General features: G+C 58.8%; 15 protein-coding genes. 12 read left to right on the forward strand and 3 right to left on the reverse strand.

The annotated features are described in order from the left end of the window. Positions 1 to 6 precede the first annotated feature (6 nt). From JJB09_RS18205 to JJB09_RS18225, 5 genes are all read left to right on the forward strand, one after another. Positions 7 to 771, forward strand: coding sequence for an SDR family NAD(P)-dependent oxidoreductase (locus JJB09_RS18205; RefSeq protein WP_201661395.1), 765 nt, complete (start codon positions 7 to 9; stop codon positions 769 to 771). Positions 772 to 782: 11 nt separating this feature from the next. After that, positions 783 to 1,538 carry an SDR family NAD(P)-dependent oxidoreductase gene (locus tag JJB09_RS18210; RefSeq protein ID WP_201661397.1) on the forward strand — a complete coding sequence of 252 codons (756 nt, stop codon included), beginning with the start codon at positions 783 to 785 and terminating at the stop codon, positions 1,536 to 1,538. A gap of 9 nt (positions 1,539 to 1,547) precedes the next feature. Beyond that, complete coding sequence (locus JJB09_RS18215; RefSeq protein WP_201661400.1) at positions 1,548 to 2,357, forward strand: pyrroline-5-carboxylate reductase; 810 nt, start codon at positions 1,548 to 1,550, stop codon at positions 2,355 to 2,357. Between the two features lie 152 nt (positions 2,358 to 2,509). After that, the gene (locus tag JJB09_RS18220; protein ID WP_281431844.1) at positions 2,510 to 3,385 is read left to right on the forward strand and encodes a DMT family transporter; all 876 of its coding nucleotides are present in this window, start codon (positions 2,510 to 2,512) and stop codon (positions 3,383 to 3,385) included. Between the two features lie 180 nt (positions 3,386 to 3,565). Next, the gene (locus JJB09_RS18225) at positions 3,566 to 4,135 is read left to right on the forward strand and encodes a pyridoxamine 5'-phosphate oxidase family protein (RefSeq protein ID WP_201661406.1); all 570 of its coding nucleotides are present in this window, start codon (positions 3,566 to 3,568) and stop codon (positions 4,133 to 4,135) included. 14 nt (positions 4,136 to 4,149) lie between these two features. On the opposite strand, the gene JJB09_RS18230 is transcribed toward JJB09_RS18225, so the two are convergent. Continuing rightward, positions 4,150 to 5,070 (reverse strand): LysR family transcriptional regulator, encoded by a 921-nt coding sequence (locus JJB09_RS18230; RefSeq protein WP_201661409.1) that lies wholly within the window; start codon positions 5,068 to 5,070, stop codon positions 4,150 to 4,152. Between the two features lie 110 nt (positions 5,071 to 5,180). Between JJB09_RS18230 and hglS the strand changes: the two genes are divergently transcribed. From hglS to JJB09_RS18265, 7 genes are all read left to right on the forward strand, one after another. Then, on the forward strand, positions 5,181 to 6,581 hold the full coding sequence (gene hglS / locus JJB09_RS18235; RefSeq protein ID WP_201661412.1) for a 2-oxoadipate dioxygenase/decarboxylase HglS: 1,401 nt from the start codon (positions 5,181 to 5,183) through the stop codon (positions 6,579 to 6,581). Positions 6,582 to 6,587: 6 nt separating this feature from the next. Further along, a complete protein-coding gene (locus JJB09_RS18240) occupies positions 6,588 to 8,006 on the forward strand; it encodes an FAD-binding oxidoreductase (RefSeq protein ID WP_201661416.1) in 1,419 nt (472 codons plus the stop codon). A gap of 50 nt (positions 8,007 to 8,056) precedes the next feature. Continuing rightward, positions 8,057 to 9,583, forward strand: coding sequence for an L-piperidine-6-carboxylate dehydrogenase (amaB, locus tag JJB09_RS18245; protein WP_201661419.1), 1,527 nt, complete (start codon positions 8,057 to 8,059; stop codon positions 9,581 to 9,583). Between the two features lie 5 nt (positions 9,584 to 9,588). Beyond that, positions 9,589 to 10,821 carry a pyridoxal phosphate-dependent aminotransferase gene (locus JJB09_RS18250; RefSeq protein ID WP_201661421.1) on the forward strand — a complete coding sequence of 411 codons (1,233 nt, stop codon included), beginning with the start codon at positions 9,589 to 9,591 and terminating at the stop codon, positions 10,819 to 10,821. A gap of 271 nt (positions 10,822 to 11,092) precedes the next feature. Beyond that, a complete protein-coding gene (locus JJB09_RS18255) occupies positions 11,093 to 12,361 on the forward strand; it encodes an NAD(P)/FAD-dependent oxidoreductase (RefSeq protein ID WP_201661423.1) in 1,269 nt (422 codons plus the stop codon). 535 nt (positions 12,362 to 12,896) lie between these two features. After that, the gene (locus tag JJB09_RS18260) at positions 12,897 to 13,409 is read left to right on the forward strand and encodes a tyrosine-protein phosphatase (protein ID WP_246748776.1); all 513 of its coding nucleotides are present in this window, start codon (positions 12,897 to 12,899) and stop codon (positions 13,407 to 13,409) included. Continuing rightward, positions 13,406 to 14,125 carry a phosphatase PAP2 family protein gene (locus JJB09_RS18265; protein ID WP_343229048.1) on the forward strand — a complete coding sequence of 240 codons (720 nt, stop codon included), beginning with the start codon at positions 13,406 to 13,408 and terminating at the stop codon, positions 14,123 to 14,125. Before JJB09_RS18260 ends, JJB09_RS18265 begins: the two co-directional genes overlap by 4 nt. On the opposite strand, the gene JJB09_RS18270 is transcribed toward JJB09_RS18265, so the two are convergent. Further along, a complete protein-coding gene (locus JJB09_RS18270; RefSeq protein ID WP_201661429.1) occupies positions 14,122 to 15,480 on the reverse strand; it encodes a sensor histidine kinase in 1,359 nt (452 codons plus the stop codon). The genes JJB09_RS18265 and JJB09_RS18270 overlap by 4 nt on opposite strands. Then, positions 15,467 to 16,144, reverse strand: a complete 678-nt coding sequence (locus JJB09_RS18275; RefSeq protein ID WP_201661431.1) for a response regulator transcription factor — start codon at positions 16,142 to 16,144, stop codon at positions 15,467 to 15,469. Before JJB09_RS18275 ends, JJB09_RS18270 begins: the two co-directional genes overlap by 14 nt. Between the last annotated feature and the right edge of the window lie 97 nt (positions 16,145 to 16,241).

Consider the following 16,241-nt stretch of genomic DNA (forward strand, 5'->3'; position numbering starts at 1 on the left):
GAACTCATGACGATCGCAAAGCCGCTCGAAGGCATGAATGTATTGGTGACCGGAGCATCCGGCGGCCTTGGGTCGGCAATTGTCGAACGCCTCTCGGCTGAGGGTGCGACGCCGATCATCCACTTCGGTTGGAACAAGGCGGCGGCAGATGCGCTTCTCGACCGGGTCGAAGGACGCGGCCATGTCGTCCAGGGTGATCTGTCGCTGCTCGAAGGCCCCGAAGTACTGTGGAGGAAAGCCGTCAGCGCGGCGCGCAGGGTCCACGCAGTGGTCAATGCAGCCGGTATACGGACCGAAGTCAGCTTGGATGACAGTCTAACTGCCTGGCACAAGGCTTGGTACGACGAATTCCAGGTCAATCTATTCGCGGCCGCAGACCTCTGCCGCAGCGCCATACTGCATTTCAAGGAAAACGGCGGCGGGCGGATCGTCAACATTGCGAGCCGCGCCGGACAGCGAGGCTACTCAGCCGATGCCATGGCTTATGGCGCGACGAAAGCCGCCCTCGTCAATCTCACCAAATCGATCGCGCGCAGCTTTGGGCCGGATGGCGTGACCGCTATCGCAATCGCGCCCGGCTGGATACGGACCGACATGGCTGAGGATTTCATTGCCAAGCACGGCGAGGCAGCGGCCGTTGCGGATATCCCGATCGGGGCGATGGCGCGGCCGGAGGAAATCGCTGAATTGACCGCCTTCGCGCTGCGCCCGTCCCAGCGATCGCTCAACGGCGCGACACTGGACGCAAACGGCGGCAGCTACATCAGATAAAGGAAAACACCATGAAGCGTTTCGAAGGCAAGACGGCGATCGTCACTGGAGCAGGCGGCGGTATCGGCTCTGCGATTTCAAAGCGGCTCTCGAGCGAGGGAGCCCATGTGGTGGTCACCGACATGAACGGCGACCTTGCAAGCACTACGGTCGCGGAGATCGAAGCCGAGGGTGGCCAGGCTTCGGCTGTCGTGGCCGACATTTCGAGCGGCGAGTCCTGCCGAGAGCTTATCGCCGAGGTGATCGGCAAGCATGGCAAGCTCGATGTCCTTTGCAACAATGCCGGGGTCAACCGCCGCGGAAATATCCTTTCCATTACCGAAGATGATTGGCGGCTGAGCTTCGCTGTCAACATCGACGCGATGTTCCACCTCTCTAAAGCCGTGATTCCGCACATGATCGAGGCAGGCGGCGGTGCGATCGTAAACACCGCCTCGCAATGGGGGCTGTATCCTGCCCCTAACCATATTGCGTATAACGTAACCAAGGCGGCCGTCGCTTCGTTCACGCAGAATCTTGGCCGCGACTACGCGCCTAACAAGATCAGGGTCAACGCCGTCTGCCCGGGAGAAATCCACACGCCGATGCTGGAAGCCGGGGTAACGCGTTCTGGCCGAACCATCGCTGATCTTGATAAACTCGTTCCCTTCGGACGCATCGGAAAGCCGGAAGAAGTGGCGGCGCTTGTCGCCTTTCTCGCGTCCAGCGAGGCCGAGTTCATGTGTGGCTTGCTGATCGAAATCACAGGTGCGCAGGCTGTAGCATAGGGGGCGACGATGAAGCGCGATCCGAAGGAACTGACTCTTGGCTTTATCGGAACTGGCACGATCACCGAAGCCGTTGTCACCGGGTTGAGCAAGACAGAGTTTCGCAACACGAGGATCGTATTGTCTCCTCGAAGCGATAGCGTCGCCACGCGGCTCTCGGCGACATATGAAAATGTCGAGGTCGCTACCGACAACCAGGATGTCGTCGATAAAGCCGATCTTGTTTTCGTTGCGGTCCGGCTGCAGATTGTCGAGGAGGTCGTTCGCGCGTTGCGCTTTCGGCCGGGTCATCACGTCGTCAGCTTTGTCGCCGCGACACCGCTTCCCCGTCTTGCAGAGTGGATCGGTCAATCAGTGCGCTTGAGCCAGGCAATTCCTCTGCCATTCGTGGCCAATCTGCACGGCGCAACCGCAATTTTTCCTCCCGACGACGTTGCGGCGGCGATTTTTGCTCCACTCGGTACGGCCGTCCAGGTCGAGAGCAAAAGGCAGTATGATCTAATCGCCGCGGCAAGCTCGTTGATGGGCACGTATTTCGGCATCCTCGAGATCACGTCCAGTTGGATGGAAAAGCGAGGACTTCCGAGATCGGCCGCCGACGCATACCTGCGCGGACTTTTTGCTGGCCTGGGCGACGTCACCTCTTCACGCGATGACATCTGCTTCAAGGAGTTGATCGCGGATCACTCCACGGTGGGAGGAACCAACGAGCAGGTCTTCAGGCACTTTTCCAGCGATGGCGGAACTGACGCGGTAGTCAACGCCCTCGACGACGTTCTCGCGCGCATCGAAGGCGCGGCGACATCGTCAGTGGGATAACGCCTTCATCGGCGGTCGCAATGGCATCCGGGAGAGATGCCTCACTCTTAATAGAAAGCGTTTCATCTAAATGCTTGTATGTTCGAAAACTCACCCGAAACTTCGTCGAACCGAGGCGCAAGACGGCCTTGGCGCGTAATCTAGTCTACTTCATGGTCATGTCCATAATATGGGGGATGACCTGGGCGGCGGTGAAGTTCGGTTTGGAAGAGATGCCGCCTCTCTTTCTGGCGGCAATGCGATACCTGACGACAACGATCGTGCTGTTCGTCGTACTTAAACGAGGTCGTGGATTCTGGGTGAGGGGGCAAACCTTGCGACTCTTTACATCGGCCATCCTCATAAATGTCGGGACCTACGGTCTGATGTTCTGGGGTATGCAGAGCGTGCCGTCGGGCCTATCTGCAGTCGTCAACCTCGCTCTCATACCGATCATGCTCTTTTCACTGGCCGCATTCACTGGCGAAGAGCGTTTGACCTGGACACACGCGCTCGCGCTAATATTGGGCTGCATCGGTCTCGTTGGCCTGTTCTGGACAAGGCTTCACGAACAGGGAAGCAGCAGTGGAAATGGACTTGCCGCGATCGTTGTCGGGACGACGAGTTACTGCGTTGGCAGCGTGGTGGCGCGCCCGCTGACGCGTACAATGAAACCGCTCGAGTTGACACTGATCCAGGCGGCTATCGGCGGGCCAACTCTTTTGATCCTCTCCGTGATCGCAGAACCGATAGACCTGGCTACGCTCTCTGCAATCTTCTCGATCAAAGGTGCCGCCAGCATTGCCTTTCTGTCGCTCCTGGGCACCGTGGTCGCCTACACCATCTATCTCATTCTGCTGCGGGAATGGGGAACAGCACGTGCGGGACTTTATGCCTTTGTCTCGCCCGTGGTGGCGCTAGGACTTGGCGCGTGGCTTTTCGATGAAAGCATAGGACCGATCGAACTGGCCGGAGGATTGATGATGGCGGTTGCTGCAGCCATTGCATTCCGCAGGAGGCCTGAACCACAGCGAAGCTCTGCAGTTTGAAGACCACCAATGGAGCAAGTTTCGCCGCCGGTCAGGCAAGTGGCGCCCTTAGCCTTCTTCCGCAAACTTTCGTGTATCTTTGGCTTGCAGCGTAGGCCAGATCGCGGATTGATCGAAGTGAAACATTAGACCGTCGCGATCTTTGTGTCGACGTCGAGAACCACCAGGGTAACTGTTGCAATGACCTCAAACATTTTCCAGGCGATTGTCCAACGTCTGATCGAAGCGTCGACAAGCCGGTCCGCATTCAACTTCTTGCAGCTCGCGACCATCGGCCTCGATGGCTCCCCCAACCTTCGGACGATTGTTTTGCGACGTTTCGATCCCGCAGCAGGGGCATTGTCGTTTGTCACCGATATCCGATCTCCCAAAATTGAGCAGCTCCGCCGTGATCCTCGCGTCTCGCTCGTAGGCTTTGATCCTTCGGCATTGATACAGCTCCGTGTCGCTGGGCAAGCCACCGTCGTCTCCGACGACGGGATAAGACGCAACGTATGGCACTCGCTTAGGGGCAAAACCCTCATCCTATTCGACGCGCCGCTCGCCCCGGGCACGATGATCAACGACTCAGACGCCCCCTCTCATGACAAGGATGAGGACGATGCGCCTGCTGAGCCGTTCGACAGGTTCGCTTTGGTGACGGTGACGCTCTCCCATATGGAATGGCTCGATCTTTCATTGCCGCAAAATGAGCGATTTGCTTTCCAACGCCGTGGCGACGATTGGGTCGGTAACCGCCTGGCCCCTTGAGAGCGCGTCGTGTCTTAGGCTCCCACCTTGGCTGCCTCGCCCGGCAGTACCTGTTCGATCAGCCAGGTTTGAAACGCGGATGCGGTGGGGTTGAGGCCCTTTCCTTCTGGCAAGACGACGTAATAGTTCTGGTCCGTGGTCATCGTACGCGCAATAACGATCGACAGCTTACCGGATTGCAACTCTTCCTCGATCAAGTACCGTGGCAGCAGCGCGAAACCCATCCCCGCCACGGCGGCCTCGATGATCATGTTGAATTGATCGAAACGGCTTCCATGAAATGCGTTGACCCCTTGCTGGCCATCCATCTCGAGCCACTCGCTCCACAGCTTGGGCCTCGTCGCCAGATGCAACAGCGGCGCGCCGACAAAGTCGGAGGGAGCCTGGGCTGGCCACCGCGTCATAAGTGCGGGGCTTGCCACGGGCAGGATCGTCTCGCTGCAGAGGTAGGTGCAGTTTCCACGCGCCCAATTTGGTTGGCCATAATGTATCGCCACGTCAAAGCGGTCTACAGCGAAATCGAATGGCTCGGAGCGCGACGCAACATTGACGACGGTGCCCGGGTGGCGCTCAAGGAAAGCAGGCAGCCGTCGCATCAGCCATCGAGCCCCGAAGGTTGGAAGAGTGGCTACGGATAGGGCCTTTTTACCGTCCGCCGCTGCCATGGCACGTAAAACCATCTCCTCTGTCTGTCCCAGCACCTGAATGACTTCGGGTAGCAACGCCTGACCCGCAGGGGACAGAACCACTCGCTGCCGGATTCTTTCGAATAGCGAAACGCCGAGTTGGTCTTCCAAAGCGCGGATTTGTCTGCTCACCGCGCTTTGCGTGAGATTGAGTTCGGCTCCCGCCAAAGTGAAGTTTCCATGCCGGGCGGCGCATTCGAAAGCCTGCAAAACCGATAGATCAGGAATCATTGATCTGTTGAGCTTCATTCTTAACTCGCATCAACTCATTATGAATCATCGCGATACAACGCGCTTGAGGGTAGGTACGATGAAAATCGTGAATGATCTAGCCCAATTTGAAGCGAGATACGATAGCGATGACGAAAACCGAGTTTGTATCACCCGACGCTGTCCGGTCCAAGTTCTCAGCGGCCATGTCGGCCATGTACCGAGAAGAGGTTCCCGCCTACGGCACGTTGATGGGTCTCGTCACGAAAGTGAACGACGAAACGCTATCGGCCGATCCAGCGACGAAGGAGCGACTGGCTGCCACGGATACACTCAGCCGCATTTCCGAAGAGCGGCACGGCGCGATCCGGTTGGGAACCGCGGAGGAGCTGTCGACGATGCGGCGCGTCTTCGGGGTAATGGGCATGTATCCAGTCGGCTACTACGACCTCTCTACCGCGGGTGTTCCGGTTCACTCTACCGCGTTCAGGCCGGTGGGCGCCGCAAGTTTGAAGGTCAATCCTTTTCGGGTCTTCACCTCGCTGCTCCGTCTCGACCTCATCAAGGACGAGGGTCTCAGGAAGGAGGCTGCGGATGTTCTCTCAAAGCGGAAGATATTTACGGACGACGCTCTCGCGCTTGTCGAGCAGGCCGAGCGCGACGGCGGTCTGGATGGCCACGACGCCAAGCGCTTCGTGGCGGAAGTCCTTCACACCTTCAGATGGCACGACAAGGCGATCGTCAGCGCCGAAATGTACGAGCGGCTTCATGGCGCGCATCGGTTGGTCGCGGACGTCGTGTCCTTCAAGGGGCCGCATATCAACCACCTGACGCCGCGCACTCTGGATATCGACAAGGTCCAGGCTCGGATGCCTGAGGAGGGGATCACTCCGAAGGCCGTGATTGAAGGACCGCCGGCCCGGCGATGCCCCATCCTGCTGCGCCAGACCTCGTTTAAGGCGCTGGAAGAAGACGTTTCGTTTGAAGACGCAGACGGTAGCTGGCGGACGGGTTCCCACAGCGCGCGGTTCGGGGAGATCGAACAGAGAGGCGTCGCGCTCACCCCCAAAGGTCGAGCGCTGTATGACCGAATGCTGAATTTGACACGTGACCGCTGCAGACCAGCCGCGGATGGTTCCAACTCCTCCGAGTATGAGACGGCGCTGGCCGACGTTTTCAAGGCATTTCCCGACGACTGGAACTCGATGCGCAAGGAAGGCCTCGGCTACTTCGCATATTCGTTGACGGACGCCGGTAAGGCTCGTGGGGGCATCGAATTTGACCTCGAAGCCGCCCTTGAGGCTGGGTTGGTCCAATTCGACCCGGTTGTCTACGAAGATTTCCTTCCGGTCAGCGCAGCGGGCATTTTCCAGTCCAATCTCGGTGACGACGCTACGCAGGAATTTGTTGCAAGCCCAAACCAAAAAATGTTCGAACGCGATCTCGGGGTGACCGTTCTCGACGAATTCGCCCACTACATCGATATCGTTCGCGCTTCGATAAACGCGTGCGTCCGCGAAGATGGTGTCCAAGTCGCGGCGGCGGAGTAGCGCGCCATGTCCGACTCGATCCACATATCAGCGCTTCGCGGCCTCATCGGCGACCATGCGGTATTGACAGAGCCGGCCGATATGGCCCCATACGAGACTGGCGCGCGCTACGACAAGGGGCTCGCAGCATTCGTTGCTCGCCCGGGGTCGACGGAGCACCTATCGGCTGCCGTCGCATACTGCGTGCAACACGGCATCTGTCTCGTTCCCCAGTCCGGCAATACGGGCCTCGTGTCAGGTTCGACACCTGATGCCACGGGTGCACAGGGTGTTCTCAGCCTCGACCGACTGACGTCGATCTTCGAATTGGATCGCGCGAACCGGTCCGTGCGGGTGGCTGCGGGAATGCGGCTTTCCGACCTGAACGCCCGGCTGGAGGATGCTGGACTATGCTTTCCTATCGACCTCGGCGCGGACCCCCGTGTAGGTGGGATGGTTGCCACCAACACGGGTGGCTCTCGCTTCCTCCGCTACGGCGATGTCAGGCGCAACACCCTCGGACTCAAGGTTGTGCTTGCTGATGCGACCGGGACCGTACTCGATCTGACTTCCGATCTGAGGAAGAACAATACCGGCGTCGATCTGAAGCAGCTGTTCATCGGTACGTCCGGTTCCTATGGCGTGATAACGGAGTGCGTGCTGAACCTCGAACCGGTGCCGCAACAGACGGCCACTGCGCTTCTGGTCCCGGCTTCGCCGGAAAGCGTCTCGGATTTGTTGAACGCCATGGAAGCCGCGGTCGGAAGCTATCTATCGGCCTTCGAAGGGATGTCCGGCAACGCTGTCCGCGCAGCGCTCGATCACGTGCCGTCGCTCCGAAATCCCTTCCAGGGCGGTATCGTGCCTGACTTCGTGATCCTCGCGGAAATTTCGCGTTCAAACACCCCGCGCAAGGGCGAGCAAAGTCTCGACGAAGTTTTGGAAACTGTCTTGGAGGAAATATGGGAAGGCGAAGATCAGTTGCTCGCAGACGCGTTCGTCGGCCCGCCAGGTGAAATCTGGGCGATGCGTCACGCGCTTTCCGAAGGTGTGAAGCATAGGGGCCGGCTGGTGGCATTCGACCTTTCGTTCCGTCGTGGCGACGTCATGCGATTTTTAGACCGCATGAAGACAGAGCTGCCAGTCAAATTCCCGGATGTCACGATCTGCGATTTTGGCCATATCGGCGACGGCGGTGTCCATTTCAATCTCGTGGTTGCCAGGGACGATGCCCGTATGTCCGACGGGGCCTTCGAAAACAGTCTGCGGGCCTGGGTCTTCGACATCGCCGTCCAGCAGTTCGGTGGCAGCTTCAGCGCCGAGCACGCGATCGGACGGAAGAACCAAGCTTTCTATGATCGATACACGCCGCGCGAAATCCGCAAGCTGTCCGCGAGTCTGAGGAAAGTCACATCGCCGGGCGCGCTCGGATCAATGAAATTTTGAGAGTTGAGCCGCGGTCGCCGTGGTGAAGAAGAGAAAACAGGGAAACAACTATGACGAAGTCCGTAGACGTGAAGAATGAAACCGCGAGCCTTCTGGATAAGCTGGGTGTATCCCGCGAAGTCTGGACGGATGGCGACATGCCCACCTACAGCCCGGTGTCTGGCGAACAGGTAGGCGCTTTGAAGACCATATCTGCCTCCGACGCCAACAAGGCCATCCAAGCCGCACATGAGGCGTTCAGGACCTGGAGGCTCGTGCCCGCGCCGAAGCGCGGCGAGCTCGTCCGGCTTCTCGGGGAGGAATTGCGCGCAGCCAAGGATGACCTCGGCCGTCTCGTGTCGATCGAGGCGGGCAAGATCACATCGGAGGGTCTCGGCGAGGTCCAGGAAATGATTGACATCTGCGACTTCGCAGTCGGTCTTTCCAGACAGCTTTACGGCCTCACGATCGCGACCGAACGTCCGGGCCACCGCATGATGGAGACCTGGCATCCCCTCGGCGTCGTTGGCGTCATCTCGGCCTTCAACTTCCCGGTCGCCGTCTGGTCCTGGAATGCAGCGCTTGCGCTCGTCTGCGGTAACCCTGTAATCTGGAAGCCCTCCGAGAAGACGTCACTGACCGCGCTTGCCTCGCAGGCGATCCTCGAACGCGCTATCAGGCGCTTCGGAGACGCGCCGGCGAACCTCTCCCAGGTACTGATTGGCGACCGTTCCGTCGGCGAGGTCCTGGTCGACCATCCCAAGGTCGCGCTCGTCTCGGCCACTGGCTCCACCCGAATGGGCAAGGAAGTTGGCCCGCGAGTCGCTAAGCGCTTTGCCCGCTCCATCCTGGAACTCGGCGGCAACAACGCAGGCATCGTCTGCCCGTCAGCCGATCTCGACATGGCGCTGCGCGCGATCGCCTTCGGCGCGATGGGCACCGCAGGACAGCGCTGCACCACGCTCCGCCGTCTTTTCGTCCACGATAGCGTCTACGACCGGCTCGTCCCGCGTCTGACTAAGGCCTACCGGAGCGTCTCGGTCGGCAATCCGCTGGAAACATCGGCGCTGGTGGGCCCTCTCGTCGACAAGCTTGCGTTCGATAGCATGCAGAAAGCGCTGGCTTCCGCCAAGGCAGAGGGCGGGACGGTCGTTGGCGGCGAGCGCGTCAGTGAGGTGGGCAAGGACACCGCATATTATGTGAAGCCCGCGATCGTCGAAATGCCAAAGCAATCGGGGCCAGTCCTCGAGGAGACGTTCGCGCCGATACTCTATGTCATGAAATACACGGACTTCGATGCCGTGCTCGACGAACACAATGCCGTATCCGCCGGCCTGTCCTCGTCCATCTTCACTTTGAACATGCAGGAAGCCGAACGCTTCCTGTCGGTGGACGGCTCGGACTGCGGCATCGCGAACGTAAATATCGGTACATCCGGCGCCGAAATCGGCGGCGCGTTCGGTGGCGAGAAGGAGACGGGCGGAGGCCGCGAATCCGGCTCCGACGCCTGGAAGGCCTACATGCGCCGCTCCACCAACACCGTAAATTATTCTAAAGCGCTGCCGCTCGCGCAGGGCGTCTCTTTCGAAATCGAGTAACGTCCATGACAAGCCACACTAGAATAGTCGATCCCGCATTCAAGTCCGCGACTCGAATTGCCAACGTGGGTGTATCGAAAATCCTCGCCATAGGTGCACGGGCGGCAGCCTTGAAGCGGGAAGGTCGTCCGGTGATCATTCTCGGAGCGGGTGAGCCGGACTTCGACACTCCGGATAACGTGAAGGAGGCGGCGAAGGCTGCGATCGACCGTGGCGAGACCAAATACACTGCCTTAGATGGCTCGCCCGACCTGAAAAAGGCTGTGGCGGAGAAGTTCCAACGTGAGAACGGTGTCGACTACGCGCTCGACGAGATCACTGTGAGTACCGGTGCCAAACAGATTCTGTTCAACGCGTTCATGGCGACCATCGATCCGGGTGACGAAGTCATTATCCCAACACCCTACTGGACCTCCTACTCTGATATCGTCGAGGTCTGCGGCGGCGTCCCCGTGCTGGTCCCTTGTGAGGCGGACGCGGGGTTCAGGCTCAAGGCCGAACAGCTCCAGAATGCGATCACCCCGAAAACGCGCTGGCTGCTTCTCAACTCGCCCTCCAACCCTTCCGGTGCGGCATACAGCGCCTCCGATTACCGGCCTTTGATCGAGATTCTTGTTCGACATCCGCATGTCTGGCTCATGGTGGACGATATGTATGAGCACATTGTCTACGACGACTTCGAATTCGTGACCCCGGTCGCTCTGGAGCCCAAGCTGAAGGCGAGAACTCTCACGATCAACGGTGTGTCCAAAGCCTATGCGATGACCGGCTGGCGCATCGGCTACGCTGGTGGACCGAAGGCCCTGATCAAAGCCATGGCGGTGATTCAAAGCCAGGCTACGTCATGCCCGTCATCTGTCAGCCAAGCCGCCTCGGTGGAGGCTTTGAACGGGCCGCAGGTCTTTCTGAGGGAGCGCCGGGAAAGCTTCAAGGGGCGCCGCGACCTGGTCGTGTCGGCTCTCAATGAAATCGACGGCATACAGTGCCGGGTTCCCGAAGGCGCCTTCTATACGTTTGCGGGATGCGGCGGATTGATAGGCAGGGTCACGCCGGACGGGAAACGGATCGAAAGTGATACCGACTTCACTGACTACCTTCTTGAAACGGCGGACGTCGCGGTTGTGCCAGGGTCCGCCTTCGGTCTCTCGCCCTTTTTCCGTATCTCGTATGCGACCTCTGAAGCGGAGTTGCGAGAGGCCATGCGTCGCATCGCGGCCGCTTGCGCGAATCTTCGATAGAGGATGGCGCCTTCGTCGCCATCCTGAACACGAGCCGCTTTTCCGTGGAGGCAGAGACAGCCTTCATACCCTTGGCCTGTTTATCTGCCGCTCATCTTTCGAGGCTACGATGGTTACGCGGGCATGTAGGAACTTTGGAATGATCCAGACTCTGATATTCCGGACCTCAGAACTGCTGTCTACGTGCTCGCGATCAGGGAAGTAGCTCAAACATGCCGCATACTTGGTCTCTGAACCAGGCCGCCTGTAAGGCAAAACGAAAGCAATTTCCATGACCACACAGACCTCATCCATTCTTTGGCGCGCTAGCACGCGGGAGACCAACGATTCCAAGCCTATCGATGAAGACAAGTCGGTTGATCTCGTTGTGGTTGGGGGAGGTTTCACAGGCTTGTCGGCAGCCTTGGAAGCGGCTACCAGGGGCGCTTCGGTATGTGTTCTCGAAGGTGAAATAATCGGGCATGGGGGCTCCGGCCGCAATGTCGGCCTTGTGAACGCCGGCCTCTGGTTGCCACCGGACACTGTTGTCGGCCAAATGGGGGAAGCCGCTGGAAGGCGCCTGATTGACATTCTCGCCGACGCCCCTAGACGGGTCTTCGAGATCATCGACCGCGAAGCGATTGATTGCGAGGCCACCCGGCAGGGAACGCTGCACCTGGCGCATTCGAAATCAGGATTTCGCGACCTGCAGGAACGGTATCGACAGGGCAACAAGTTCGGCGCACCGCTTGAACTGCTGGACGCTGACGGGACGGCGCGACGGACGGGGACAGTTGCCTATCACGGCTCCCTTTTCGACCCGCGGGCTGGCACCATCCAACCATTCTCATATTGCCGCGGGTTGGCCCGGGCCGCTCAGGAGCGGGGCGCCAGCGTCCATCACAAATCTCCAGTAACGTCGATCACCAGAAACGCCGACCGTTGGATCGTTCAGGCGAAAGAACGCACGGTAACGGCGAAAGCTCTCGTGCTGGCGACCAACGCCTATCAGGCGGGCATCGAAAGTCCGTTTACGCCCCAGTACACCCCCGTCAGTTATTGCCAGTTCGCTACCGTCCCGATGCCGGAAGTCGCCAGACATGAAATCCTGACTGGGGGAGAAGGATGCTGGGACACCGCACTCGTCATGTCATCGTTCCGGATCGATAAGGCCGGAAGGATGATCCTCGGCGGGATCGGAAATACGGAGGGGCCAGGCGCTGCGGTCCACCGCTCCTGGGCGAGACGGAAGTTACGTGCAATCTTTCCGTCGATTGGCGACTTGCCCTTCGAACATATGTGGCGCGGTAGGATCGCGATGACCGATGACCATGTTCCGAAAATCGTCGCCTTTGGCCCAGACGCATATGCATGTTTCGGGTATTCCGGTCGAGGGATCGGTCCGGGGACGGTGTTCGGAGCGCAGGCTGCGATCGCCCTCCTCGAGGGTACGCCCGATGCACTGCCCATTGCGCCCATCGAGCGGTATTCCGAGCGGTTCAGTAGGGCTAAGACTGCGTATTACGAAACTGGTGCAACGGTCATTCATCTGACGGCCTGAGCGGCCAAATCACCGAAAGGAATATTCGATGTTGTTCTCGAGAAAAACCTTCGAAGACGTTGAGCGCGCACTCAATTCGAATAAGGTCAGAGTTGATCGATCTTTCTCGCTAATAGACAAATTCTCTCTTGTTGGACTTGCAGGTTTGATTGCATTTGCCCTGGCTAGACATTTGCCTTGATGGGTTTTCAGCGCGTTTGACTTTAATGCAAATAAGCAGCGAGCCCCTAGCATGGATGGCGCCTATCTGAGGCTTCCGGCCGGAGGCCCGACTGGACCACATTGCCGCCGACGTCCGTTCGAAATCCTGGATCCCAATATCCATCGGCCGCGAACTATTTTGCATCCGCCAAATAATTCCACAACCTTTCGGTTCCTGAGCGATGTCGGGAAAATGCACTTTACAAATCCGTAAGTTGACCCCGTCGGCCATCGGCCCCATATCCGGACTATGCCCCAGATATCTAAACTTCGGCGCATTCTGATCACCACCGCTCTGGTTGCCATTGCGCCTATTCTCGCGGGCGGATCGTACTTGGGCGTCGAACAACTGCGTGCAAACTTCCACGAAGTCGATCCCGGCTACTTGTACCGCTCCGGCCAGCTTACACCTGCGCAACTCCGGGACTATGCAAACCGCTTCGGCATTCGCTCCATCGTGAACCTTCGGGGACGGTCGGAGAAAGCCGACTGGTACAAAGGCGAGGTCGCCGAGGCGAAGGCTCTGGGCATAACGCACGTCGACTTCAAGATGTCTGCGACGAAGGAGTTGCCTCTGAACAAGGCTGACGAACTCGAGAAAATCCTTAGAGAAGTTCCCAAGCCCGTTCTCATTCATTGCCAGGCAGGCGCTGATCGCAGCGGTCTCGCCTCCGCGATCTTCATGCAGCGCATCCGCGGGGCGGGCATAGAGAAGGCCGAGGGGCAGATTTCCCTGTACTACGGCCATTTCAGCATCCCGGTCGTCTCGCAGGCTTATCCTATGGATGAGACATGGGAGAAACTCGAGGACATTTACAGTGCCCGCGAGCGCGAGGCTCGACTGTGACGCCGCGAAAGATTTGGGCGGCCACGCAAGAGAAAATCACGTTGCTGGAACCTATGGTCGTTGTCGCTTTCCTTGCCGTTTCGGTGAGCGGATTTGTCTTCCTGCGCTTAGCTAGCGAAATTTCGGAACGCGAGACGAGGGCGTTCGACACTGCGATCCTCCGAGCGTTGCGAGAACCGCAAGACCTGGCCGTCCCCATTGGGCCTGCGTGGCTTATGAAGGCGTTTACCGACTTGACCAGTCTTGGAGGCGTGACCGTCCTATCGATCATTACCACGCTTTCGGTGATATTCTTGTTTCTTGTTAGACGAAGGATCACTGCGATCTTCCTTATGCTTTCAGTGCTCGGCGGCTGGGTGCTCAGCAACGGCTTGAAACTGGGATTTTCCCGACCGCGTCCCGAGATCGTGCCGCACCTTGTGGAAGTACACGACCTCAGTTTCCCAAGTGGTCATGCAATGCTCTCTGCAGTGGCCTATCTCACCCTGGGATTGTTGTTGGCTCAGACCCAGAAGTCCCGTGTCCTGCGCTGCTACTTCGTGGGCATCGCAATCTTCCTGACGGTCCTTGTCGGTGTCAGTCGCGTCTATCTCGGCGTCCATTTTCCTACCGACGTTTTAGGCGGATGGTGTGCTGGTGCAGCCTGGGCGTGTTTGTGCTGGTTGATAGCACGGCGATTGATCCCGGAGGTAGAGCGCGCAGCTTCTCAAGGTTAGCTGAGTGGCAGGGTTACTTCGACTTTCAGACCAGGTCGGTTGTCCGCAAGCTCTACTTGACCGTCGTGCAGATCGACGATCGCGTGCACCAGGCTCAAACCAAGACCGCTCCCGGCGGTCGTGCGGCTCTTGTCGAGGCGGTACAATCTTCGGAACACTTTGTGCCGCTCATCCTCTGGAATTCCGGGACCATCGTCGGCAATCGATGCTACAGCCTGTGGGCCTTGCTTCTCGATGGCGAGAGTAATCACCGTGCCCTTTGGGCAGTGGCGTATCGCGTTCTCAACAAGATTGACGAACATCTGGGTGAGCAGCTCCCGGTCGCCGTCTATCGAAGAAGAGTTGCCTCTATCAATCCGGTCGGCGAGCGTCATCCCGGCATCCTCGGCGACGCCTGCGTAGATTTCACTGACATCGGCCAGGATTTGTGTCAGGTCCAAGGTCTGAAACCGTGTCTTGCGAGCTCCGGCTTCTATCTGGGATATCCTGAGCAGGGCCTCGAAGGTGGCGTTGATTTGGTCCACTTCATCCCGGGCGTTTTGCAGGCTCTGGGCCACGTCTTGTCCGTTTTCACTTTCCTCCACAGCGTCCTCGATGTGCATCTTCAAGCGATTCAACGGTGTCTTGAGTTCATGGGCCATATCCGAGCTCACTTGGCGCATCGTCTCGACGAGCGTCGACAATCGTTCAAGCGCCTCGTTGATCTGGAGTGAAACGACATCGATATCGTCGTAGCTGCCGTGTATCGGCACGCGCGTGTCGAGACGCCCGTGTGAAACGGAGGTCATCGCGCTCGCAATCCCGTCGAGCCGACGCTGGGCCTTTGCCGCGACGTATACGCCGCCCGCCACTGCGAGCAGTGCTACGAGCAATGTGGCCCAGATGAAGCTGCGGAAAGCGATGTCCTCCAGGCGGTCCGTTTCGTTGAAACTTTCGGCGATGATCAAACGGTACTCGCCCGCCGGTCCGGCGATCACCCTGTAGTCGCCGCTGAAGTTAAAGCCTAGAGTTCGCGCGCGGGCGGTCGACAATCCGTCCGGCACCGAATTGGGAAGGGCGTTCCCGGCGATCATTGTCCCCGCGGAATCGAAGAGCGCGAATACTCGTTCGCGCGGCTTGTTCAAGCGCGCATAGGTGCCGACGGTTGCGGTCAGGTCCTCCAGGTCATTCGTGTCGTAGGAGGAGGCGATCACCGTGTGGAGTTCGCGCATCGAGCGGTCGAGATTGTCAAGCAATTCTTTCTTGAACAGCTGGTATGTGATGACTCCCGCCAGAAGAAAGGCTGCGACGAAAATGCAGGCGAACGTCACCGCGAGGCGAAACGGCGTGGATCGCCAAACGCTACTGAGGGACATGCAGGGTATATCCTGTGTTCTTTATCGTGTGCAGCAATGGAACGCCGAACGGCTTGTCGATTTTCGTACGCAGGCGGCTGATGTGGGTCTCCACGACGCTGGTCTTGGGATCGAAATGGAAGTCCCAAACAAGCTCAAGGAGCATGGCGCGGGTCATGATGCGGCCCTCCGCCCTCATGAGCACTTCGAGCAACGTGAATTCGCGAGGTTGGAGTTCGATCACCTGTCCGGCCCGGGTCGCTTTCCGTTTTACAAGGTCGAGTTCTAGGTCGCAGACTTTTAGGACGGTTTTTTGATCAGACGCGGGTAGCCGGCGGGCGAGGGCGTTGACCCGCGCTATCAATTCCGCGAACGCAAACGGCTTGACGAGGTAGTCATCCCCACCCGCATCGAGGCCCTCCACGCGGTCGTCGATTCCACCGATAGAGGTAAGGAATATCGCCGGCGCGTCGATGTTGGCGGCCCGGATCGCGGTCACGAACGAAAGGCCGTCGAGGCCGGGGACCATCCTGTCGACGATGAAGACGTCGTAGCTTTCCGAGTTCGCTTTTCGGAGAGCTTCCTGGCCGTTGTCGCTTACATCGCAAGCATGCCCAGCCTGAGCAAAGCCCTTGGTAACATGTTCCGCGATTTTCCGGTCGTCTTCGATCAGAAGGATTTTCATTGGGCCCTTTCAAGTCGTCGGCAGAGAACCACTAGGCTATGCACCTGAGAAACTCTAACCGAGGCTGGGCAGCACCTCAACCAGTGGCATTGAGCTG

The organism is Phytoamicus setariae (assembly GCF_016722925.1).
GTDB lineage: Bacteria > Pseudomonadota > Alphaproteobacteria > Rhizobiales > Rhizobiaceae > Rhizobium_E > Rhizobium_E setariae.